This is a genomic window from Citrobacter sp. CK202, from assembly GCF_030333225.1.
Taxonomy (GTDB): Bacteria; Pseudomonadota; Gammaproteobacteria; order Enterobacterales; family Enterobacteriaceae; genus Citrobacter_B; species Citrobacter_B koseri.
This window is the reverse complement of the sequence record NZ_JAOWGI010000021.1, coordinates 381,303-403,774: the sequence shown is the minus strand read 5'-3', so window position 1 is coordinate 403,774 and position 22,472 is coordinate 381,303. Positions and strand designations below refer to the sequence as shown.

19 protein-coding genes are annotated in these 22,472 nt (G+C 56.0%); 10 read left to right on the top strand and 9 right to left on the bottom strand.

Features of this window, described 5'->3' with window-relative positions; all coding sequences use genetic code 11:
• Positions 1–48: 48 nt before the first annotated feature.
• The 6 genes from aroK to OGX84_RS07515 form a co-directional block, all read right to left on the bottom strand.
• Positions 49–570, bottom strand: a complete 522-nt coding sequence (aroK, locus tag OGX84_RS07540) for a shikimate kinase AroK (RefSeq protein WP_012135498.1) — start codon at positions 568–570, stop codon at positions 49–51.
• 308 nt (positions 571–878) lie between these two features.
• On the bottom strand, positions 879–2,117 hold the full coding sequence (hofQ, locus tag OGX84_RS07535) for a DNA uptake porin HofQ (protein WP_101744202.1): 1,239 nt from the start codon (positions 2,115–2,117) through the stop codon (positions 879–881).
• Entirely contained in the window at positions 2,029–2,430 is a 402-nt protein-coding gene (locus tag OGX84_RS07530; protein WP_012135501.1) for a DUF2531 family protein, read from the bottom strand. Before OGX84_RS07530 ends, hofQ begins: the two co-directional genes overlap by 89 nt.
• Positions 2,423–2,893, bottom strand: a complete 471-nt coding sequence (locus tag OGX84_RS07525; protein WP_101744201.1) for a HofO family protein — start codon at positions 2,891–2,893, stop codon at positions 2,423–2,425. The genes OGX84_RS07530 and OGX84_RS07525 overlap by 8 nt, the downstream gene beginning before the upstream one ends.
• Entirely contained in the window at positions 2,877–3,416 is a 540-nt protein-coding gene (locus OGX84_RS07520; RefSeq protein WP_180961902.1) for a PilN domain-containing protein, read from the bottom strand. The genes OGX84_RS07525 and OGX84_RS07520 overlap by 17 nt, the downstream gene beginning before the upstream one ends.
• On the bottom strand, positions 3,416–4,195 hold the full coding sequence (locus OGX84_RS07515; protein WP_101744199.1) for a type IV pilus biogenesis protein PilM: 780 nt from the start codon (positions 4,193–4,195) through the stop codon (positions 3,416–3,418). Before OGX84_RS07515 ends, OGX84_RS07520 begins: the two co-directional genes overlap by 1 nt.
• A 120-nt stretch (positions 4,196–4,315) precedes the next feature.
• Here OGX84_RS07515 and mrcA point away from each other — a divergent pair, with 120 nt between their 5' ends.
• Positions 4,316–6,868 carry a peptidoglycan glycosyltransferase/peptidoglycan DD-transpeptidase MrcA gene (gene mrcA / locus OGX84_RS07510; RefSeq protein WP_047460696.1) on the top strand — a complete coding sequence of 851 codons (2,553 nt, stop codon included), beginning with the start codon at positions 4,316–4,318 and terminating at the stop codon, positions 6,866–6,868.
• A 92-nt stretch (positions 6,869–6,960) separates the two neighbouring features.
• Here the strand turns inward: mrcA and nudE are convergent, their stop codons facing one another.
• On the bottom strand, positions 6,961–7,521 hold the full coding sequence (gene nudE, locus OGX84_RS07505) for an ADP compounds hydrolase NudE (protein WP_012135506.1): 561 nt from the start codon (positions 7,519–7,521) through the stop codon (positions 6,961–6,963).
• Positions 7,522–7,843: 322 nt separating this feature from the next.
• Between nudE and igaA the strand changes: the two genes are divergently transcribed.
• The 5 genes from igaA (at position 7,844) to pckA (ending at position 14,078) form a co-directional block, all read left to right on the top strand.
• Positions 7,844–9,976, top strand: a complete 2,133-nt coding sequence (gene igaA, locus OGX84_RS07500) for an intracellular growth attenuator protein IgaA (protein WP_049012024.1) — start codon at positions 7,844–7,846, stop codon at positions 9,974–9,976.
• Positions 9,977–10,057: 81 nt separating this feature from the next.
• Positions 10,058–10,726, top strand: a complete 669-nt coding sequence (gene yrfG, locus OGX84_RS07495) for a GMP/IMP nucleotidase (RefSeq protein WP_012135508.1) — start codon at positions 10,058–10,060, stop codon at positions 10,724–10,726.
• Between the two features lie 10 nt (positions 10,727–10,736).
• On the top strand, positions 10,737–11,138 hold the full coding sequence (gene hslR / locus OGX84_RS07490; protein ID WP_012135509.1) for a ribosome-associated heat shock protein Hsp15: 402 nt from the start codon (positions 10,737–10,739) through the stop codon (positions 11,136–11,138).
• Positions 11,139–11,162: 24 nt separating this feature from the next.
• The gene (gene hslO, locus OGX84_RS07485) at positions 11,163–12,041 is read left to right on the top strand and encodes an Hsp33 family molecular chaperone HslO (RefSeq protein WP_024131015.1); all 879 of its coding nucleotides are present in this window, start codon (positions 11,163–11,165) and stop codon (positions 12,039–12,041) included.
• Between the two features lie 417 nt (positions 12,042–12,458).
• Positions 12,459–14,078: a phosphoenolpyruvate carboxykinase (ATP) gene (gene pckA / locus OGX84_RS07480; RefSeq protein WP_012135511.1), complete on the top strand. Its 1,620-nt coding sequence runs from the start codon at positions 12,459–12,461 to the stop codon at positions 14,076–14,078.
• 206 nt (positions 14,079–14,284) lie between these two features.
• Here pckA and envZ read toward each other — a convergent pair whose 3' ends face one another.
• Together envZ and ompR are read right to left on the bottom strand one after the other, a co-directional pair.
• On the bottom strand, positions 14,285–15,637 hold the full coding sequence (gene envZ / locus OGX84_RS07475; protein WP_012135512.1) for a two-component system sensor histidine kinase EnvZ: 1,353 nt from the start codon (positions 15,635–15,637) through the stop codon (positions 14,285–14,287).
• The gene (gene ompR / locus OGX84_RS07470) at positions 15,634–16,353 is read right to left on the bottom strand and encodes an osmolarity response regulator transcription factor OmpR (RefSeq protein WP_001157751.1); all 720 of its coding nucleotides are present in this window, start codon (positions 16,351–16,353) and stop codon (positions 15,634–15,636) included. Before ompR ends, envZ begins: the two co-directional genes overlap by 4 nt.
• Before the next feature lie 226 nt (positions 16,354–16,579).
• On the opposite strand from ompR, the gene greB reads away from it, so the two are divergent.
• The 4 genes from greB (at position 16,580) to feoB (ending at position 22,471) form a co-directional block, all read left to right on the top strand.
• A complete protein-coding gene (gene greB, locus OGX84_RS07465; RefSeq protein ID WP_012135514.1) occupies positions 16,580–17,053 on the top strand; it encodes a transcription elongation factor GreB in 474 nt (157 codons plus the stop codon).
• A gap of 97 nt (positions 17,054–17,150) precedes the next feature.
• Positions 17,151–19,481, top strand: a complete 2,331-nt coding sequence (locus OGX84_RS07460) for a Tex family protein (RefSeq protein ID WP_012135515.1) — start codon at positions 17,151–17,153, stop codon at positions 19,479–19,481.
• A gap of 425 nt (positions 19,482–19,906) precedes the next feature.
• Complete coding sequence (feoA, locus tag OGX84_RS07455) at positions 19,907–20,134, top strand: ferrous iron transporter A (protein ID WP_012135516.1); 228 nt, start codon at positions 19,907–19,909, stop codon at positions 20,132–20,134.
• 18 nt (positions 20,135–20,152) lie between these two features.
• Positions 20,153–22,471: a Fe(2+) transporter permease subunit FeoB gene (feoB, locus tag OGX84_RS07450; RefSeq protein ID WP_112001449.1), complete on the top strand. Its 2,319-nt coding sequence runs from the start codon at positions 20,153–20,155 to the stop codon at positions 22,469–22,471.
• Position 22,472: the final 1 nt, after the last annotated feature.

The following is a 22,472-nucleotide window of genomic DNA, read 5'->3' as shown; positions in this document are numbered from 1 at the left end:
CCACCTTAGTTACTTGTACCCGCTTACCGAGTATGTATTAAGCCAGAATCAGTTGCTTTCCAGCATATGAATAATCTGGTTTGCCACGACCTTAGCGCTCTGATCGTCGGTACGAATGGTCACGTCGGCAATCTCTTCATACAGAGGATTGCGTTCGTTGGCCAACGCTTCCAGAACTTCACGAGGCGGAGCTTCTACCTGCAACAGCGGGCGTTTCTTGTCGCGCTGCGTACGCGCAAGTTGTTTTTCGATTGTCGTTTCAAGATACACCACGACGCCACGCGCGGAGAGACGGTTACGCGTTTCACGTGATTTTACAGAGCCACCGCCGGTTGCCAGCACAATACCCTGTTTTTCCGTCAACTCGTTGATGACTTTTTCTTCGCGATCACGGAAGCCGTCTTCACCTTCTACATCGAAGACCCAGCCCACATCAGCTCCGGTTCGTTTCTCAATCTCTTGATCAGAATCGTAAAATTCCATATTGAGTTGTTGAGCTAACTGGCGCCCAATAGTGCTTTTTCCGGCACCCATAGGCCCAACCAGAAAGATATTGCGTTTCTCTGCCATTTTTTCGGTACTACTAAGACAATTCGTTAATGATAAACCCGCGTCGCAGACACCTTGCGCAGCAGGACATGAACTGAAACCTCATAAGATATTGCGAGAGTCAGACTGAAAATTATCTCAATACTCCAACGGGTTTGGCAACTGAATAAATTACCAAGACATATTGTAGACAACCCCGGAGGCAGCGTCGCCGGATAGCGACGAGAAGAACCAACTCTCAAATCGGTACTCCTTGTATGCTAAATACACCCCCACGTCAAATCCCTGAAACGTGTTCAGTGCAAAAACAGCGCGATTTCAGGCATAAATTATTCTGCCGCAACCAGTCTGGGGGTAATGAACACCACCAGTTCGCGCCGCTCGTTCTCTTTTCCATCATGGCTGAAAAGGGAACCAAGCCAGGGGATATCGCCTAACAGCGGGACGCTATCTTTAGCGGATTTGTTTTTGCGCGAAAAGATGCCGCCCAGCGCCAGCGTTTCGCCGCTTTTAACCTCGACCTGTGTGTCGATCTCCTGCTTATCGATCGCCAGCACTTCGCCATCCGCCTGCTGTAGCACCTGACCGGGAACGTTCTGGCTGATGTGAAGTTTCAGGCGAATGCGTCCCTTCGGCAAAACGGTGGGTGTCACCTCCATCCCCAGCACCGCTTCTTTAAACTCCACGGACGTCGCCCCGCTCTCGCCGCTGGAGACCTGATACGGGATTTCGCTCCCCTGCTTAATACTGGCGGGTTGCAGGTGCGAAGCCAGCAGTCGTGGGCTGGCGATAATATCAAGTTGCTGCTTCTGCTCCAGGGCGGAAAGCTCAAGATCCAACAAGCGACCGTTGATGCGCCCGATGTTAAACCCGACGCGAGACGTGGCGGCCGCGACGGACAGATCGCTGGCAAGCGACGTCACCTGCCCTGGCGACCCGGCCTGTTGCGCGTCCGCCAGCGTCCACTTTACCCCCAGCTCACGCAGGCTTTTTTCATTTATGGTGACGATATGCGCCGCCAGTTCAACCTGCTCAACGGGGAGATCCATTTGCGCCGCCCACTTTTCCAGCGCCGCCAGCGCGGCGTTGTTATCCCGAAGCAATAACCGGTTGGTGCGCTTATCTACCGTCATACTGCCTTTGGCGCTCAGCAGTTTTTCTCCCGCTTTTGCCAGTTCGGAGGCATCGGCGTATTGCAGAGAAATACTGCGATCCTCCAGCGGTAAGTTGGCCCGAAGCCTTGCCTGCTCGGCCTCCTGCCGCGCGGCGTTTTCGTTTTGCCAGTGAACCGAGTGAACATGCAGAATATTCCCCTCCTGGCGCAGCACCAGCCCGGCGCTTTTTATGACCGTCTGCACCGCCTGCTTCCACGGCACATTCGTCAGACTCAGCGACAGCGAACCGCTGACGTCAGGCGAGACCACCAGATTCTTCTTCTCCTGCGCGGCAAGCGCCTGCAACACCTGAACAACAGGAACATCATCCACCACCAGCGTCACGTTTTGCGCTTTCCCCGCCTGTACGGCGGGCATCACGGCGATCAACGCTGCGGCTATCCATCGCTTCATTCACTTCTCCTTGTCGTTGCCACCGCCACTGTGACGGTTCACAGCCTTTACCGGTCTCAAGCGTTATACTGTCTGCCGTCAGTCGGGAAATCGTCCAGCCGTTCTCCAGCACCTGATATTGTTCGACGCGCCGCCACTTCTGCTGGCTGTCTTTGAGAATGCCAGTCAGGCGCTCTCCCTGACTCACCACGCCCTGGTAACGCCACATCGGCAGTTCAGCGATCCGGCATCGGTCCTCCGGCGGTTTGAAGGGGTCGCGCATTCCGGTCAGCATCAGCAGGCAGCTACAGACCAACAGCCAGCGCTTAGTCATCAGTCAGCCGCTCCAGCTGTAGCGTCAACAGCAGCTCCGTCTCCTGCGGAACAAGCGAAAAGCGGTTAATGCGCATGCCACGCTCCGCCAGCCGACTGAACAGTTGCGGAACCGCCTCCCAGGTGGATGCCAGCGCCAGCTCGCCGCCCTGCGCGGAAGGCTGCCAGTGAAGAAGGCGTACCGGAGAGCGCTGAAAATCCAGAGGGGAAAAAGGCACGCGCTTGCTGGCCGACGCTAAACGAGACATATCCATTGATGCGGCGATCTGGCGCAGACCCCGCCACTGCCGGTCGATAGCCGCCCGCTGTTGCGCCAGCGCCGTTCGTTGCCGCTCCTGTTGCTGCGCGCCCGAAGAAAACGTGTATAAACAAACTAGTAATCCCAGCCCCAGGCTCCAGCCTAACCAGCAGAAGAGGCGGGTTCGCGGCAATAATCCGCACCAGAGGTCAAAAAGCGCGACCATCTGCGAGGCTCCTTTTTAACGGGTAATGAAATTGCCAGCGTCCCTGCGCATCCTGCTGCGTTGCCCCACTCCCGGCTAACGGGAAATCAGGATGATGACGCAACGCGGTTTCCAGCGTGTTTAACGCAAGAAATGTCGTCGCGTATCCCTCAAGTTCCAGCGTTCCCTGCTGCCAGGATAACCGGGTTAGCCACGCCTGCTCGGGCAACAGCGCCGCCATCCCTTCCAGCACGCTCTGCCAGCGCCGCGTCTGCTCATATTCCGTTTGCCGCTGCAACGCTTGCTGCCACGCGGTCTGCCGCTGCTGTAAGCGGGGTTGGATCGCCAGCAGCGCGGCGGCGCGCTCTTTTTCTGCGATCGACCACTGCGCATCCACCCGCTTTTGCGCCGTGAGCGTAACCTCATGGATGCACCCCAGCGCGATGGTCAGCAGCAGTGAACCGCTGAACATAACGCTCCAGAATCGCAGACATTCGCGCCGCCGGGACTGACGCCAGGGCAAAAAGTTGACCGGATGACTCATCAGCACGGCGCCCCCATTGCTAATCCCAGTGCGATGGCAAAGGTATGGCCTTCCGGCGGAACGGGAGGCTGGCGAATGGCAACCGCGCACCAGGGTTCGAAGCCGCCCGCGCCGCACACCGTCAGACTTTCCGGCTCAATGGACAACGTCGCGGCAAGACTGTCGGCGCAGGCCGCCTCTTGTAGCGGTTTTCGTCCCCACGCATAGCGCGTCGCCCACAGCCACTGTTCTTCGTCACGCCAGGCCAGACACTGCTGGTGCGCCAGCAGATAAGGAATAAAGCGCTGTAATGCGCAGGCATCCGGCGTAATCGCCGTCACCTGCATTTTCAGTTTTTGCGCCAGCGTTAATAAGGTCGCTACCTCCTTGCTTTGGGCGGCGGTCACGTTAAATGCCGGAGTCAGGGTATCTTCGCGATAGTCAAAGCACAGGGCGTCGGGGGGCATATCCAGCTCACGCGCCATCGCGCCGGTCAGCCACGCCGTTTGTTCACGTTCGCGCAGCGCCATTTCCGGGCGCGGAAAATGCTTTTGCAGCGTCCGGCAGGCAGGGAAAGAGAGATAAATATGATGCCGGTGAGGAAGCGAACGACGCCACGGAAGCAACGCATCGACGAGCTGTTCAGGCTCGCGAAGATGCCCGTCAACGAAGGTGCGTTCCGCCAGCGGCACCCGCCACCAGCGTTGTAAAGACCAGCCTGACGCGCCGCGAACCACGGCGACAGCCAGCGCCTCATGCTGCTGAATATGAAGGCCAATTTGCCAGAACCTGAAAGCCATTGCTTATGATCTCCTTATCAATGGTCGCTCTTACGGGTATATCAATGCGTCTGGCTTGCCTTTATACTACCGCGCGTTTGTTTATAAACTGCCCAAATGACACTAAATGGGAAATCTCCAGTGAAGTTCGTAAAGTATTTATTGATCCTTGCAGTATGTTGCATCCTGCTGGGAGCAGGCTCGATTTATGGCCTCTACCGCTATATCGAGCCGCAACTACCTGACGTCGCGACCTTAAAAGACGTGCGTTTGCAGATTCCGATGCAGGTTTACAGCGCGGATGGCGAGCTGATCGCGCAGTATGGCGAAAAACGTCGTATCCCGGTCACGCTTGACCAGATGCCGCCGGAAATGGTTAAAGCCTTTATCGCTACGGAAGACAGCCGCTTTTACGAGCATCATGGCGTCGATCCGGTAGGGATCTTCCGTGCGGCCAGCGTCGCGCTGTTCTCAGGCCATGCCTCACAGGGGGCAAGTACCATCACCCAGCAGCTGGCGAGAAACTTCTTCCTGAGCCCGGAACGCACGCTGATGCGTAAAATTAAGGAAGCGTTCCTGGCAATCCGCATTGAGCAGATGCTGAGCAAAGATGAGATCCTCGAACTTTACCTGAACAAGATCTACCTCGGCTACCGTGCCTACGGCGTCGGCGCGGCGGCGCAGGTCTATTTCGGTAAGACGGTCGATCAGCTCACCCTGAGCGAAATGGCGGTGATTGCCGGTCTGCCGAAAGCCCCTTCCACATTTAACCCGCTCTACTCGATGGATCGGGCGACGGCGCGTCGTAACGTGGTGCTGTCTCGTATGTTGAGCGAAGGCTACATCACCCAGGCGCAGTACGATCAGGCGCGCGGCGAAGCGATTGACGCCAATTACCATGCGCCGGAAATCGCGTTCTCAGCGCCGTATCTGTCGGAAATGGTGCGCCAGGAAATGTACAGCCGTTATGGCGAAAGCGCCTATGAAGACGGGTATCGCATTTACACCACGATCACCCGCAAAGTACAGCAGGCGGCGCAGCAAGCCGTGCGTAACAACGTGCTGGACTACGACATGCGCCACGGCTATCGCGGGCCGTCGAACGTGCTGTGGAAAGTAGGCGAAACCGCCTGGGACAACAAAAAAATCACCGACACGCTGAAAGCCCTGCCAACCTACGGGCCGTTGCTGCCCGCCGTCATTACCGGCGCGAATCCGCAGGAAGCCACCGCGATGCTCGCTGATGGCACCTCCGTGTCGCTGCGGATGGAAGGCGTACGCTGGGCGCGCCCTTACCGTTCGGATACCCAACAGGGCCCGACGCCGCGTAAAGTGACCGACGCCGTACAGACAGGCCAACAAATCTGGGTTCGCCAGATGGGTGATGCCTGGTGGCTGGCGCAAGTCCCGGATGTGAACTCGGCGCTGGTTTCCATCAACCCGCAAAACGGCGCGGTTCTGGCGCTGGTCGGCGGTTTTGACTTCAACCAGAGTAAATTCAACCGCGCCACGCAGGCGCTGCGTCAGGTCGGGTCGAACATCAAACCGTTCCTCTATACCGCCGCGATGGATAAAGGTCTGACGCTGGCGAGTATGCTGAACGACGTGCCGATTTCCCGCTGGGATGCTGGCGCCGGTTCCGACTGGCGGCCAAAAAACTCCCCGCCGCAGTATGCCGGGCCAATCCGCTTACGTCAGGGTCTGGGTCAGTCGAAAAACGTGGTGATGGTGCGGGCGATGCGCGCGATGGGCGTGGATTACGCCGCAGAGTATCTGCAACGCTTCGGTTTCCCGGCGCAGAACATCGTGCATACCGAATCGCTGGCGCTGGGCTCCGCGTCCTTCACCCCGATGCAGGTGGCGCGCGGTTATGCGGTAATGTCTAACGGCGGCTTCCTGGTAGACCCGTATTTCATCAGCAAGATAGAGACCGACCAGGGCGGCGTGATCTTCGAAGCGAAGCCGAAAATCGCCTGCCCGGATTGCGATATCCCGGTCATTTACGGTGATACCCAAAAATCCAACGTGCTGGAAAACAATAACGTTGAAGATGTCGCCATCTCTCAGGAGCAGCAAAACGCCACCGTGCCGATGCCAAAACTGGAGCAGGCTAACCAGGCGTTAGTGGCGCAAAGCGGAATGCAGGAATATGCTCCACATGTGATCAACACGCCGCTGGCCTTCCTGATTAAGAGCGCGCTGAACAGCAACATCTTCGGCGAACCCGGCTGGATGGGCACCGGCTGGCGCGCGGGTCGCGACCTGCAACGTCATGATATCGGCGGAAAAACCGGAACCACCAACAGCTCGAAAGATGCCTGGTTCTCCGGTTACGGCCCGGGCGTGGTGACTTCCGTGTGGATCGGCTTTGACGATCACCGTCGCGATCTGGGGCGCACTACCGCGTCCGGGGCGATCAAAGACCAGATTTCTGGTTACGAAGGTGGCGCGAAAAGTGCGCAACCCGCATGGGATGCTTACATGAAAGCCGTGCTGGAAGGGGTTCCTGAAGAGCCGTTGACGCCGCCTCCGGGCATCGTGACGATCAATATCGACAGAAGCACCGGGCAACTGGCAAACGGCGGTAACAGCCGCGCGGAATACTTTATCGAAGGCACTCAGCCAACGCAGCAGGCGGTGCATGAGGTGGGCACCACCATTATCGATAACGGTGAGACACACGAACTGTTTTGATCTTTTGCCGGATGGCGACGCCTGAGGCGTCTTATCCGGCCTACGTTTTGTTGTAGGCCAGGTAAAAGTCAGCCGCCATCCGGCAATATAAATTACAACCGCCCCTGCCCCTTCAGCCACTCACGGACCAGGAACAGCGCGCTGACGTTTCGCGCTTCACTGAAATCCGGTTCTTCCAGCAGATCCATTAAATGCGTCAGCGGCCAGCGCACCTGCGGCAGCGGTTCCGGCTCGTCGCCTTCCAGTGATTCAGGATAGAGGTCTTCCGCTATCACAATGTTCATTTTGCTGGAAAAATAGGACGGCGCCATGCTGAGCTTTTTGAGGAACGTCAGATCGTTCGCGCCAAACCCAACTTCTTCTTTCAGTTCGCGGTTCGCCGCTTCAAAAACGGTTTCGCCAGGGTCGATCAACCCTTTGGAGAACCCCAGCTCATAAGACTCCGTGCCCACGGCATATTCACGGATCAGAATCAGGTGATCGTCTACGATCGGCACAATCATTACCGCTTCACGAGTGGACGGACGCATACGCTCATAGACGCGGCGCACGCCGTTGCTGAATTCGAGATCCACACTTTCGACGTTAAACAGCCGGGATTTCGCGACAGTTTCAACTTTCAAAATGGTGGGTTTTTGTAATGATTTGCTCATCGTGAGAATCTATGCAGTGAAATCTGGTGCCATTGTGCGATATACAGCACGGTTTCGGCAATGTGAATTGCCGTTTATTTACATTTATGTAACGTGGTAAAAATTAATTCCCATTTAAAATTAAAAGTCAATAGGTTGAAATAACTCCAGGAATTTGCTGATATTCCGCTTTTGGTGGGTTTGCTATGATCCGCGTTCACTGGGATGCGCGTAAAAATGCTCAAGTTCAACTCCACGCTTGCCGATAGCCAACCACAGCATCACATTTATTCGACAGGGTGCGACTGACCACGCCTGACAGACTTAGTAAGATGGGGAAAGCATGAGCACCATTTTGATTTTCTTAGCTGCTTTGCTGGCCTGCTCTCTACTGGCAGGATGGCTACTCAGAGTAAGAGCCAGGCGGCAGAATCTGCCCTGGATCAGCGCCTTTTCAGACGCCGCGACGCGCAAGCTAACGCCGGAAGAGCGCAGTGCGGTTGAAAACTATCTCGACAACCTCAGTCAGATTCAGCAGGTGCCGGGGCCGACAGGCGCCAGCACCGCTCCCGTGTCGTTAACGCTGAATGCCCAGAGTAATAACGTCATTATTCTGACCCATTCCATTACGCGTTACGGCATTACGACCGACGATCCCAATAAATGGCGATATTACCTTGATTCCGTTGAGGTTCATTTGCCGCCGTTCTGGGAACAGTACATCAATGACGAAAATAACGTTGAGCTGATCCATACCGATACGCTTCCTTTGGTCATCTCGCTTAACGGCCACACGTTGCAGGAGTACATGCAGGAGACGCGCGGCTATGCGCTACAGCATACCTCCTCCACCCAGGCGTCGATTCGTGGCGAAGAGAGCGAGCAAATTGAACTGCTGAACATTCGTCAGGAAACTCACGAAGAGTATGCGCTCAGCCGCCCCGCGGGGCTGCGCGAAGCATCGCTGATTGTGGCCTCATTCCTGCTGTTCTTCTGTTGCTTAATTACGCCGGATGTCTTCGTGCCGTGGATTGCGGGCGGCGCAATTCTGCTGCTCGCCGCAGGTCTCTGGGGGCTGTTCGCTCCGCCATCTAAAACCTCGCTGCGGGAGATTCACTGCCTGCGGGGAACCCCGCGTCGCTGGGGGCTGTTTGGCGAAAACGATCAGGAGCAGATCAACAATATTTCGCTGGGGATTATTGACCTGATTTACCCTGCCCACTGGCAACCCTATATCGCACAGGATCTCGGGCAGCAAACGGATATTGATATCTATCTGGATCGCCACGTCGCGCGGCAAGGGCGTTTTCTCTCCCTGCATGACGAGGTGAAAAATTTCCCGTTGCAACACTGGCTGCGTAGCGCCGTTATTGCGGGCGGATCGCTGCTGGTGCTGTTTATGCTGCTCTTTTGGATCCCGCTGGATATGCCGATCAAATTCACTTTGTCGTGGATGAAAGGCGCGCAAACCATTGAGGCCACCAGCGTTAAACAGCTCCACGACGCCGGAGTTCGCGTGGGCGATACGCTGCATCTGAGCGGCAAAGGCATGTGTAATATCCATCAGTCTGGTAGCTGGACTGCGCAGCCGAACTCCCCTTTTATGCCGTTTGATTGCTCGCAAATCATCTGGAATGACGCGCGGACGCTGCCGCTGCCCGAGTCCGATCTCGTCAACAAAGCCACGGCGCTGACCCAGGCCATCAACCGCCAGCTGCACCCGAAGCCGGAAGATGACTCCCGCGTTAGCGCGTCGCTACGTTCGGCGATTCAAAAGTCCGGGATGGTATTGCTGGATGATTTCGGCGACATCGTATTAAAGACCGCCGATCTGTGCGCCGCCGAAGACGAATGCGTGCGCCTGAAAAACGCGCTGGTGAACCTCGGCAACAGCAAAAACTGGGCCGCGCTGGTCAAACGCGCGAATGCGGGCAAACTTGACGGCGTGAACGTTCTGCTGCGCCCTGTCAGCGCGGAGTCGCTCGATAACCTGGTGACGACCTCAACCGCGCCGTTTATCTCCCGTGAAACCGCGCGCGCCGCACAGGCGCTTAACAGCCCCGCGCCGGGCGGCTTCCTGATTATCAGCGATGAAGGCAGCGATCTGGTTGATCAGCCGTGGCCGTCGATGTCCCTGTACGATTACCCCGCTCAGGAACAGTGGGGCGCATTCCAGCGCCTGGCACAGATGTTAATGCAAACGCCGTTTAGCGCCGAAGGGATCGTCACCCGTGTCTACACCGACGCCAACGGCACGCAGCACATCGGCCTGCACCGCATCCCGGATCGTTCCGGTTTATGGCGCTACCTTGGCACGACGTTGCTGATGCTCACCATGCTGGGCTGCGCCGCTTACAACGGTATTCAGGCGTTCAGACGTTATCAGCGTAACCGCACCCGTATGGCGGAAATTCAGGAATATTATGAAAACTGCCTGAATCCAAAGCTGATCGCCTCCCCGGAAAGCCTCATCTGACAGCTCACGGTATGCTACCCTGTAGCGCATATCCGGCAAAAGCCGCCAGGATTTGGCGGCAATCTCATCTGGAGAATTCCCATGCATATTGATATTGCCTGGCAGGACGTCGATACCGTTTTGCTGGACATGGACGGCACACTGCTCGATCTGGCATTCGATAACTATTTCTGGCAGAAACTGGTGCCGGAAACCTATGGCGCACAGCAGGGAATCACTGCACAGGAAGCCCAGGACTATATTCGCCAGCAGTATCATGCCGTGCAGCATACGCTAAACTGGTACTGTCTTGATTACTGGAGCGAGCGGCTGGGTCTGGACATTTGCGCCATGACGACGGCACAGGGGCCGCGCGCCGTGCTGCGCGAAGATACCGTGCCGTTTCTGGATGCGTTAAAAGCCCGCGGTAAACGCCGCATTCTGCTGACCAACGCGCACCCGCATAACCTGGCGGTGAAGCTGGAACATACCGGTCTGGCATCACACCTTGATTTATTACTTTCCACCCACACATTTGGTTATCCCAAAGAGGATCAGCGGTTATGGCACGCAGTGGCTGAAGAAACGGGAATAAGCGCAGAGAAAACGCTGTTTATCGACGACAGCGAACCGATTCTCGACGCCGCCGCCCAATTCGGCATTCGTTACTGCCTCGGCGTGACCAATCCCGACTCCGGCATTGCGGAAAAGCAGTATGCACGCCATCCGTCGTTGAATGATTACCGCCGACTGATCCCCTCACTGATGTGAAGGAGACGCCATGAAAGAAAAGCCCTCTGTTGAGGTCCGACTGGATAAATGGCTGTGGGCCGCACGCTTTTATAAAACCCGTGCATTGGCCCGCGAAATGGTTGAAGGCGGTAAGGTGCACTATAACGGGCAGCGCAGCAAGCCGGGCAAGATTGTCGAGCTGAATGCGACGCTGACCCTGCGCCAGGGCAACGACGAGCGGACGGTAGTCATTAAAGGCATTACCGAGCAGCGCCGTCCGGCGAGCGAAGCCGTTACGCTGTATGAAGAAACAGCGGAGAGCGTGGAAAAACGCGAAAAAATGGCGCAGGCACGCAAACTTAACGCATTAACCATGCCGCACCCGGACAGGCGACCGGATAAAAAAGAGCGCCGCGACCTGTTACGATTTAAACACGGCGACAGTGAGTGACTGTCACCCGCAAGAGAGATGATTATGCCGCAACATGACCAATTACATCGTTATCTGTTTGAAAACTTTGCCGTGCGCGGCGAACTGGTGACCGTATCGGAAACCCTGCAACAGATCCTCGAAAACCACGCCTATCCGCAGCCGGTAAAAACCGTGCTGGCCGAGCTGCTGGTCGCCACCAGCCTGCTGACCGCCACGCTGAAATTTGCCGGTGACATTACCGTGCAGCTACAGGGCGACGGCCCGCTGAGCCTGGCGGTGATCAACGGCAATAACAACCAGCAGATGCGCGGCGTCGCTCGCGTACAGGGCGAAGTGCCGGAAAACGCGGATCTGAAAACGCTGGTGGGCAACGGCTATCTGGTGATCACCATTACGCCGGAAGAAGGCGAGCGTTATCAGGGCGTGGTCGGTCTGGAAGGCGACACGCTGGCAGCGTGTCTGGAAGATTACTTCCTGCGTTCCGAACAGTTGCCGACACGCCTGTTCATCCGCACTGGCGAGGTGGAAGGCAAACCGGCGGCGGGCGGAATGCTGCTACAGGTAATGCCCGCGCAGAACGCGCAGGCAGACGACTTCGATCACCTGGCGACGCTGACCGGAACCATCAAAACCGAAGAGTTGCTGACCCTTCCGGCTAACGATGTGTTGTGGCGTTTGTACCATGAAGAAGAAGTCACGCTCTACGACCCGCAGGACGTTGAGTTCAAGTGTACCTGTTCTCGTGAACGCTGTGCGGGCGCGCTGAAAACGCTGCCGGATGAAGAAGTGGACAGCATCCTGGCGGAAGAAGGCGAGATCGATATGCACTGCGATTACTGCGGCAGCCACTATCTGTTCAACGCGATGGACATTGCGGAAATCCGCAACAACGCCTCCCCTGCCGACCCGCAGGTGCATTAATCACTAGTAAAAAGCCTGATGGCGAATCGCTCATCAGGCTTACTCATTTACAGGTCGGATAAGACGCATCCGCGTCGTCATCCGGCCTGCCCCGCAAAATTCCGCACTTTTTGTTCATTTTTTCCTTCGTGGTGAATCGATATTTTATATGTAAGGGTTTCGTAAATTTCTTACATGAATGCGATTACACTCACAACATTCCCGCAGAATACACTCATTTTTAACGTTTTAAGAACATTTTCCACAACAAAAAAGGGTTCTCTGCCATAATAAGCGCCGCTTCGTGACAGGAGTCACAGCGTTTTCGGTCAATCGTGATTTTGTCCAGATACGTAAATCTATGAGCCTCGTCGCGGTTAACAAACCCTAAAAAACCCTACAATTTCAGGTAATACATATTGGCTAAGGAGTAGTGACATGCGCGTTAACAGCTTAACCCCGCAAGATCTCAAGGCTTATGGTATCAATGACGTTCAGGATATCGTTTACAACCCCAGCTACGACCTGCTGTACCAGGAGGAACTCGATCCTACTCTGGAAGGTTACGAGCGCGGCGTATTAACGAATCTGGGCGCCGTTGCCGTTGATACTGGTATCTTTACCGGACGTTCGCCGAAGGATAAATACATTGTCCGTGACGACACCACGCGTGACACGCTCTGGTGGTCCGACAAAGGCAAAGGCAAGAACGACAACAAACCGCTGTCCCAGGAAACCTGGCAGCACCTGAAAGGGCTGGTAACTCAGCAACTCTCCGGCAAACGCCTGTTCATCGTTGACGCCTTCTGCGGCGCTAACGCGGATACTCGTCTCTCCGTTCGCTTCATCACGGAAGTCGCCTGGCAGGCGCATTTTGTCAAAAACATGTTCATCCGTCCTGCGGACGAAGAACTGGTGGATTTCAAACCAGACTTTATCGTGATGAACGGCGCGAAATGCACCAACCCGCAGTGGAAAGAACAGGGGCTGAACTCTGAAAACTTCGTGGCCTTCAACCTGACTGAACGCATTCAGTTAATTGGCGGCACCTGGTACGGCGGCGAAATGAAAAAAGGGATGTTCTCCGTCATGAACTACCTGCTGCCGCTGAAAGGCATTGCCTCCATGCACTGCTCCGCCAACGTGGGCGAGAAAGGCGACGTCGCGGTCTTCTTCGGGCTTTCCGGCACCGGGAAAACCACCCTCTCCACCGACCCGAAACGCCGTCTGATCGGCGATGACGAACACGGCTGGGATGACGACGGCGTGTTTAACTTTGAAGGCGGCTGCTACGCGAAAACCATCAAGCTGTCTAAAGAAGCCGAACCGGAAATCTACAACGCTATCCGTCGCGATGCGCTGCTGGAAAACGTCACCGTTCGCGAAGATGGCTCCATCGATTTCGACGATGGTTCCAAAACCGAGAACACCCGCGTCTCCTACCCGATTTATCATATCGATAACATCGTTAAGCCGGTATCAAAAGCGGGCCATGCAACCAAAGTCATCTTCCTGACTGCCGACGCTTTCGGCGTGCTGCCGCCGGTTTCTCGCCTGACGGCTGACCAGACGCAGTACCACTTCCTGTCTGGCTTTACCGCTAAACTGGCCGGTACTGAGCGCGGCGTTACCGAACCGACGCCAACCTTCTCTGCCTGCTTCGGCGCAGCGTTCCTGTCGCTGCACCCGACGCAGTACGCTGAAGTGCTGGTCAAACGCATGCAGGCATCCGGCGCGCAGGCGTATCTGGTAAACACCGGCTGGAACGGCACGGGCAAACGTATTTCCATCAAAGATACGCGCGCGATTATCGACGCCATCCTGAACGGCTCTCTGGATAATGCGGAAACCTTTAATCTGCCGATGTTTGACCTGGCGATCCCGACCGAGCTGCCGGGCGTAGAGACACGTATTCTTGACCCGCGTAACACCTACGCGTCACCGGAACAGTGGCAGGAAAAAGCCACCGCGCTGGCGAAACTGTTTGTCGAGAATTTCGAGAAATACACCGATACCCCAGCCGGTGAAGCGCTGGTCAGCGCCGGGCCGAAGCTGTAAAAAAACACACCGGATGGCGGCTGCGCCTTATCCGGCCTACGGAGCATACGCTGTTGTAGGCCCGGTAAACGTAGCGCCACCGGGCGCAATGCCGGATGGCGGCTGCGCCTTATCCGGCCTACGGAGCACACGCTGTTGTAGGCCCGGTAAGCGTAGCGCCACCGGGCGCTGGGAAACAAAAAGGGAGGCATTTCGCCTCCCTTTTCTTATGCGTCTTTCGTCGAACCCGGTACGCGAGCGACCGGAATCGGCAGCCAGGCGCGAATAGAAAGCCCACCGCGCTCACTGGAGCCAATCTCCAGCATACCGTTATGGTTATCCACAATACGCTGCACAATCGCCAGCCCCAACCCGGTGCCGCTGGTGCTGCGCGCGCTGTCGCCACGCACAAACGGCTGGAACAGGTGCTTACGCTGTTCCGGCTTAATGCCCGGCCCATCGTCCTCAACCTGGAACCAGGCGCGATGCGGTTCCGTACCGCTGCTGACCTTGATCCAGCCATTGCCATAACGGGCGGCGTTGACCACCATATTGGCGATCGCGCGTTTAATCGACAACGGATGCATTTTCACCTGAATACTGCCCGGTTGCAGCGCGGTATCAATTTCCCGCTCGTAGCCGCTTTCCGCCGCAATAACCTCACCCAACACGGCATTCAGATCGGCCATCTCCATCGGCATTTCCTGACCGGTACGCAGGTAATCGATGAATTGTTCGATAATGGCGTTGCACTCTTCGATGTCCTTATTAATGGACTCCGCGAGATAGCCGTCCTCTTCACCCATCATTTCGGTAGCCAGGCGGATACGCGTCAACGGTGTGCGCAAATCGTGGCTCACCCCCGCCATCAGCAAGGTACGGTCATCAGCCAGTTGCTTCACGCCTGCTGCCATATGGTTGAAGGCGCGGGTCACAGAGCGCACCTCCGACGCGCCATACTCGCGCAGCGGCGGCGGAATCATGCCTTTCCCCACCTGCAACGCGGCATGTTCAAGATCGACCAGCGGTCGGTTCTGGATACGAATAAACAACCATGCGCCGCCTATCGCCAGCAGCATAATCGCCAGCGTATAGCGGAACAGCGGGGAGAAATCGCCCTGATGGATTTCCGTCAGCGGCACGCGCACCCAGATATTGGGCGACAGCCAGGTTTTCAGCCAGACCACCGGCGAGCTTTTGTTGACCTCAACGCGTACTTCCGTCGGGCCGCCCAGCTGCTGCGCCATCTGATGGCTTAAGAATTCATAGTGTTGCGCCCAACGCAGCCCGGCCTCTTCGGCAGCCTCGTTGGAATAGAGAGAAATCCCCAGCTCACGATAGATTTCCCGGCGGAACGCAGGCGGCACCACCAGTTGCGTGCCGTCCTCCAGTTGCAGCTTGTCGGTCATCAGCATACGAACTTCGTAGGCCAGAACCTTATTAAACTGCTGGAGGCTCGGCAGAATCGCAAAGTTCAGCACCACCAGATAAGTCGTCACCAGGCTGACGAACAGCAAGGTGACGATGAGCAGTAGCGTGCGGGCAAATGAACTTCGCGGTGAGAAGCGCATTCGCCTCATGCTTTAGAACCATCCGGTACAAAGACGTAGCCCAGTCCCCAGACGGTCTGAATGTAACGCGGATGCGCCGGATCTTCTTCCACCATGCGGCGCAGACGGGAGATCTGCACATCAATGGAGCGTTCCATCGCAGAGTATTCACGACCGCGCGCCAGGTTCATCAGCTTATCGCGGGAGAGCGGTTCGCGCGGGTGGCTGACCAGCGCTTTCAGTACCGCAAATTCACCGCTGGTGAGCGGCATCGGTTCGTCTTCGCGGAACATTTCGCGGGTGCCGAGGTTCAGCTTGAACTTACCGAAAGCGATTACCGCTTCTTCCTGCGAAGGCGCGCCCGGCAGTTCGTTCGCCTGACGGCGCAGCACAGCGCGAATACGCGCCAGCAGTTCACGCGGGTTGAACGGCTTCGGAATGTAGTCGTCAGCACCGATCTCCAGACCCACAATGCGGTCCACTTCTTCGCCCTTCGCCGTCACCATGATGATCGGCATAGGGTTGCTCTGGCTGCGCAGACGGCGGCAAATTGACAGGCCATCTTCGCCAGGCAGCATGAGGTCCAGTACCATAAGATGGAAGGACTCACGGGTCAGCAGACGATCCATTTGCTCGGCGTTTGCCACGCTTCGAACCTGGAAGCCCTGCTCGGTCAGATAACGTTCCAGTAGCGCGCGCAGGCGCATATCGTCATCCACCACCAGAATCTTATAATTCTCTTGCATTGTTTTACTCCCAAAGGTTCGCAACAATTGAATGTGTGTATTCTTAAAAAAGCTTACGTTCGTCACCAGCGAATTCTGGTATAAATTCCAGGCTAAATTGTTACAAAGCATATTTAACAGCAGCTTAAGTATACAATTAATCTTGCGACACATTATTTATTCTGCTGCGGCGATCACGTAATACGTATTGTGCGCATCGCCAAATAGTCAAAGGTAAATCAACGAGATGAAAACGCCCCTGATTACCCGGGAAGGGTACGAAAAACTCAAACACGAGCTGAATTATCTCTGGCGGGAAGAGCGCCCGGAAGTCACCAAAAAAGTGACCTGGGCTGCGAGTCTTGGGGACCGCAGCGAAAATGCCGACTATCAGTATAATAAAAAGCGCCTGCGTGAGATCGACCGTCGTGTTCGTTATCTGACCAAATGCATGGAAAACCTGAAAATCGTCGATTATTCCCCGCAGCAGGAAGGCAAAGTGTTCTTCGGCGCGTGGGTGGAGATCGAAAACGATGAGGGCGATATCCGCCGCTTTCGCATCGTCGGCTACGATGAAATTTTCGGTCGTAAGGATTACATCTCCATCGACTCGCCTATGGCGCGGGCGTTGCTGAAAAAAGAAGTGGGCGATCTCGCGGTAGTACACACGCCCGCCGGCGAGGCCAGCTGGTACGTTAATGAGATCGAATACGTAAAATAGCGCCGGAACAATCCGAAGCCCCCGCTGATGACTGGCAATTTTGCCAGTCAATCCGTATAACTATCCCCTGATTTTTTACTCAGATGAAACTAAATCCATGATGAATGATTCTTTCTGCCGCATTATCGCGGGTGAAATTCAGGCACGCGCCGAACAGGTAGACGCTGCCGTTCGCCTGCTTGACGAAGGGAATACCGTGCCGTTTATCGCACGTTATCGTAAGGAGATCACCGGCGGGCTGGATGACACGCAGTTGCGTAATCTGGAGACCCGTCTGGGATATCTGCGTGAACTGGAAGACAGACGTCAGGCCATTCTCAAGTCCATTTCCGAGCAAGGCAAGCTGACCGATGAGCTGGCTAACGCCATCAACGGCACGTTAAGTAAGACCGAACTCGAAGACCTCTACCTGCCCTACAAACCCAAGCGTCGCACGCGCGGGCAAATCGCCATCGAAGCCGGACTTGAACCGCTGGCTGACCTGCTGTGGACAGACCCGTCCCACACCCCGGAAACGGAAGCGGCAAAATACATCGACGCTGACAACGGCGTGGCGGATGCCAAAGCAGCCCTTGATGGCGCACGCTATATCCTGATGGAGCGTTTTGCCGAAGACGCAGCGCTGCTGGCGAAAGTGCGCGATTATCTGTGGAAGAACGCCCACCTGGTCGCGACCGTCGTAAGCGGCAAAGAGGAGGAAGGGGCGAAATTCCGTGACTATTTCGATCATCACGAACCGATCGCCACCGTCCCTTCACACCGTGCGCTGGCGATGTTCCGTGGCCGCAACGAAGGCGTGCTGCAACTGTCGCTGAATGCCGACCCGCAATTCGATGAGCCGCCCAAAGAGAGCCACTGCGAGCAGATCATCCAGGATCACCTCGGCCTGCGTCTGAACAACGCCCCGGCGGATAGCTGGCGCAAAGGCGTGGTGAGCTGGACATGGCGTATCAAAGTCCTGATGCATCTCGAAACCGAACTGATGGGCACCGTGCGTGAACGCGCGGAAGATGAAGCCATTAACGTCTTTGCCCGCAACCTCCACGATCTGCTGATGGCGGCGCCTGCTGGCCTGCGCGCGACTATGGGTCTCGATCCGGGTCTGCGTACCGGCGTGAAGGTCGCCGTAGTGGACGGCACCGGTAAACTGGTCGCCACCGACACCATTTATCCACATACCGGTCAGGCAGCTAAAGCTGCGGTGGCGGTTGCCGCGCTGTGCGAAAAACACAACGTTGAGCTGGTGGCGATTGGTAACGGCACGGCATCGCGAGAAACCGAGCGCTTCTTCCTCGACGTGCAGAAACAGTTCCCGAAAGTGACGGCGCAGAAAGTGATCGTCAGCGAAGCCGGAGCATCGGTGTATTCCGCTTCCGAGCTGGCGGCGCTGGAGTTCCCGGATCTGGACGTTTCGCTGCGCGGCGCAGTCTCTATCGCCCGTCGTCTGCAAGACCCGCTGGCGGAGCTGGTGAAAATCGATCCGAAATCCATCGGCGTCGGCCAGTATCAGCACGACGTCAGCCAGACCCAGCTTGCCCGTAAGCTGGATGCCGTTGTGGAAGACTGCGTAAACGCCGTCGGCGTCGATCTCAATACCGCGTCCGTACCGTTGCTGACCCGCGTGGCAGGATTAACGCGCATGATGGCGCAGAATATCGTCGCCTGGCGTGATGAAAACGGTCAGTTCCAGAACCGCCAGCAGTTGCTGAAAGTGAGCCGTCTGGGGCCGAAAGCCTTTGAACAGTGCGCGGGCTTCCTGCGCATCAACCACGGCGATAACCCGCTGGATGCCTCTACCGTTCACCCGGAAGCCTACCCGGTGGTCGAGCGTATTCTTGCCGCCACCCAACAGGCGCTGAAAGCGCTGATGGGCAACAGCAGCGAGCTACGCAATTTGAAAGCGGTGGATTTCACCGACGACAAATTCGGCGTGCCAACCGTTACCGACATCATCAAAGAGCTGGAAAAACCGGGCCGCGACCCGCGTCCAGAGTTCAAAACCGCGCAGTTTGCTGATGGCGTAGAAACCATGAACGATCTGCAACCGGGCATGATTCTTGAAGGCGCCGTAACCAACGTCACCAACTTTGGCGCGTTTGTGGATATCGGCGTACATCAGGACGGTCTGGTGCACATCTCTTCCCTGTCGAATAAGTTCGTCGAAGATCCACACACCGTGGTGAAAGCGGGCGACATCGTGAAGGTGAAAGTGCTGGAGGTTGACCTGCAACGTAAGCGCATCGCGCTGACCATGCGTCTGGACGAACAGCCGGGTGAAACCAACGCCCGTCGCGGCGGCGGCAACGATCGCGCCCAGGGCAACCGCCCGGCGGCAAAAGCGGCGAAGCCGCGTGGTCGTGACGCGCAGCCTGCGGGCAACAGCGCCATGATGGACGCGCTGGCGGCCGCAATGGGTAAAAAACGCTAATCAAGCCTTATGCTTGTAGGCCGGATGAGGTATCTATACCGCCATCCGGCCGTTATATTTGAAATTAACAATTAAATCTTACGAATTAAATTGCTTAATTCATTACCCGCCTGTTGCCAGCACTGGTAATTATCAATTCATTAACAGATGAAACCTTAATTAAACATTAGCAACGCTGAATAATGTTTAAATCAACACGTTCTTTTTAAGACGAATAAATGTTGAGCCATGTCAAAACTGACTCAATTTATTATCCATTTCTACATTCCGTCACATTTTAATCATTGATGATAAAAACCATTCTCATTATCATTGTCTTGTTGATTATTTAATCTTTCTTTCGTTGGCTAATCATCTGGTCTTATGCCGCCTCCTGAGCGCGCATGAGGTATACGTCCAGTTAGCGAGAAACAAGTAGGCCCCCTATGCAATTCATTCCAGACACGGCGTGGAAAATTACCGGCTTTTCCCATGAAATCAGCCCGGCATATCGTCAGAAACTGCTTTCACTCGGCATGTTGCCAGGTTCTTCATTTAACGTAGTGCGCGTCGCCCCATTAGGCGATCCTATTCATATCGAAACTCGCCGCGTGAGCCTGGTATTACGTAAGAAAGATCTGGCGTTATTAGAAGTGGAAGCGGTTTCCTGTTAATTCGGTGAGTCTATAAAAATGAAAAAATTAACCATTGGTTTAATTGGTAATCCAAATTCCGGCAAGACAACATTATTTAACCAGCTCACCGGCGCGCGTCAGCGTGTGGGGAACTGGGCGGGTGTTACCGTTGAACGCAAAGAAGGTCAGTTCGCAACAACCGACCATCAGGTCACGCTGGTCGATTTACCCGGCACCTATTCACTGACCACCATTTCGTCACAAACTTCCCTCGATGAACAAATCGCCTGCCATTACATTCTGAGCGGCGACGCAGACCTGCTGATCAACGTGGTGGATGCCTCTAACCTTGAGCGCAACCTCTACCTGACGCTGCAACTGCTTGAGCTGGGCATTCCCTGCATTGTGGCGCTCAACATGCTCGACATCGCGGAGAAACAGCAGGTTCGCATTGATATCGACGCGCTGTCCGCACGCCTTGGTTGCCCGGTTGTGCCGTTGGTTTCCACACGCGGCCGTGGGATTGAAGCCCTGAAACTGGCTATCGATCGCTATAAAGAAAACGAAAACGTTGAGCTGGTACATTATGCCCGGCCGTTGCTGCGCGAGGCCGAATCGCTGGCCAACGTCATGGCGGCGGATATGCCGGCGCAACAGCGCCGCTGGCTAGGCTTGCAGATGCTGGAAGGCGATATCTACAGCCGCGTTTACGCCGGTAATGCCGCGCAAAACCTTGAGGCGTCGCTCACTCGCCTGAGCAAAGAGATGGATGACCCGGCGCTGCACATCGCCGATGCGCGTTATCAGTGCATCGCCGCGATTTGCGACGTGGTCAGCAACACCCTGACGGCGGAACCCAGCCGTTTCACCGCAGCGGTAGATAAGGTCATCCTGAACCGTTTCCTCGGGTTGCCGATTTTCCTGTTCGTCATGTACCTGATGTTCCTGCTGGCCATTAACATTGGCGGCGCGCTGCAACCGCTGTTCGACGTGGGTTCCGTGGCGCTCTTTATTCACGGCATCCAGTGGATCGGCTACACGCTGCACTTCCCGGACTGGCTCACCATTTTCCTCGCGCAGGGGCTGGGCGGCGGTATCAATACCGTTCTGCCGCTGGTGCCGCAGATCGGCATGATGTACCTGTTCCTCTCTTTCCTGGAGGACTCCGGCTACATGGCGCGCGCGGCGTTCGTTATGGACCGTCTGATGCAGGCGCTGGGGCTGCCGGGTAAATCGTTCGTGCCGCTGATTGTCGGCTTTGGCTGTAACGTCCCGTCCGTGATGGGCGCCCGTACCCTGGACGCGCCGCGTGAACGTCTGATGACTATTATGATGGCGCCGTTTATGTCCTGCGGCGCACGTCTGGCGATTTTCGCCGTGTTTGCCGCCGCGTTCTTTGGGCAAAACGGCGCGCTGGCGGTTTTCTCGCTGTATGTGCTGGGTATCGTGATGGCGGTACTGACCGGCCTGATGCTTAAACACACGATTATGCGCGGCGAAGCCTCTCCGTTCGTGATGGAACTGCCGGTCTACCATGTGCCGCACATCAAAAGCCTGGTGATCCAGACCTGGCAACGCCTGAAAGGCTTTGTGCTGCGTGCCGGTAAGGTCATCATCATCGTCAGTATTTTCCTCAGCGCGTTTAACAGCTTCTCCCTGAGCGGAAAAATCGTCGATAACATCAACGACTCTGCGCTCGCGTCCATCAGCCGCGTGATTACGCCTGTCTTTAAACCGATTGGCGTTCATGAAGATAACTGGCAGGCGACCGTTGGCCTGTTCACTGGCGCAATGGCGAAAGAGGTGGTGGTAGGGACGCTGAACACCCTCTATACCGCTGAAAATATTCAGGAAGAAGAGTTTAATCCGGCTGACTTCCATCTCGGCGACGAGCTGCTGGGCGCGGTCGATGAAACCTGGCAAAGCCTGAAAGACACCTTCAGCCTTAGCGTACTGGCTAACCCAATCGAAGCCAGCAAAGGCGACGGTGAAATGGCGACCGGGGCGATGGGCGTGATGGACGCGAAGTTTGGCAGCGCCGCTGCCGCATACAGCTATCTGATTTTCGTTCTGCTGTATGTACCGTGCATCTCGGTGATGGGGGCTATCGCGCGTGAATCCAGCCGAGGCTGGATGAGCTTCTCGATTCTGTGGGGGCTGAATATCGCCTACTCGCTGTCTACCCTGTTCTATCAGGTTGCAAGCTTTAGCCAGCATCCGACCTATAGCCTGGTCTGCATTCTGGCGGTCATCCTGTTTAACATCGTGGTGCTGGGGCTGTTACGGCGCGCTCGCAGCCGGGTGGATATCGAACTGCTGGCGACGCGTAAAACGGCCAGCGCCTGCTGCGCAAGCCCTGCCGGTAACTGTCACTAAG

Coding starts and splice junctions, on each gene's coding strand:
- aroK (WP_012135498.1), bottom strand. CDS start 570: ATGGCAGAGAAACGCAATATCTTTCTGGTTGGGCCTATGGGTGCCGGA.
- hofQ (WP_101744202.1), bottom strand. CDS start 2,117: ATGAAGCGATGGATAGCCGCAGCGTTGATCGCCGTGATGCCCGCCGTA.
- OGX84_RS07530 (WP_012135501.1), bottom strand. CDS start 2,430: ATGACTAAGCGCTGGCTGTTGGTCTGTAGCTGCCTGCTGATGCTGACC.
- OGX84_RS07525 (WP_101744201.1), bottom strand. CDS start 2,893: ATGGTCGCGCTTTTTGACCTCTGGTGCGGATTATTGCCGCGAACCCGC.
- OGX84_RS07520 (WP_180961902.1), bottom strand. CDS start 3,416: ATGAGTCATCCGGTCAACTTTTTGCCCTGGCGTCAGTCCCGGCGGCGC.
- OGX84_RS07515 (WP_101744199.1), bottom strand. CDS start 4,195: ATGGCTTTCAGGTTCTGGCAAATTGGCCTTCATATTCAGCAGCATGAG.
- nudE (WP_012135506.1), bottom strand. CDS start 7,521: ATGAGCAAATCATTACAAAAACCCACCATTTTGAAAGTTGAAACTGTC.
- igaA (WP_049012024.1), top strand. CDS start 7,844: ATGAGCACCATTTTGATTTTCTTAGCTGCTTTGCTGGCCTGCTCTCTA.
- yrfG (WP_012135508.1), top strand. CDS start 10,058: ATGCATATTGATATTGCCTGGCAGGACGTCGATACCGTTTTGCTGGAC.
- hslR (WP_012135509.1), top strand. CDS start 10,737: ATGAAAGAAAAGCCCTCTGTTGAGGTCCGACTGGATAAATGGCTGTGG.
- hslO (WP_024131015.1), top strand. CDS start 11,163: ATGCCGCAACATGACCAATTACATCGTTATCTGTTTGAAAACTTTGCC.
- pckA (WP_012135511.1), top strand. CDS start 12,459: ATGCGCGTTAACAGCTTAACCCCGCAAGATCTCAAGGCTTATGGTATC.
- envZ (WP_012135512.1), bottom strand. CDS start 15,637: ATGAGGCGAATGCGCTTCTCACCGCGAAGTTCATTTGCCCGCACGCTA.
- ompR (WP_001157751.1), bottom strand. CDS start 16,353: ATGCAAGAGAATTATAAGATTCTGGTGGTGGATGACGATATGCGCCTG.
- greB (WP_012135514.1), top strand. CDS start 16,580: ATGAAAACGCCCCTGATTACCCGGGAAGGGTACGAAAAACTCAAACAC.
- OGX84_RS07460 (WP_012135515.1), top strand. CDS start 17,151: ATGATGAATGATTCTTTCTGCCGCATTATCGCGGGTGAAATTCAGGCA.
- feoA (WP_012135516.1), top strand. CDS start 19,907: ATGCAATTCATTCCAGACACGGCGTGGAAAATTACCGGCTTTTCCCAT.
- feoB (WP_112001449.1), top strand. CDS start 20,153: ATGAAAAAATTAACCATTGGTTTAATTGGTAATCCAAATTCCGGCAAG.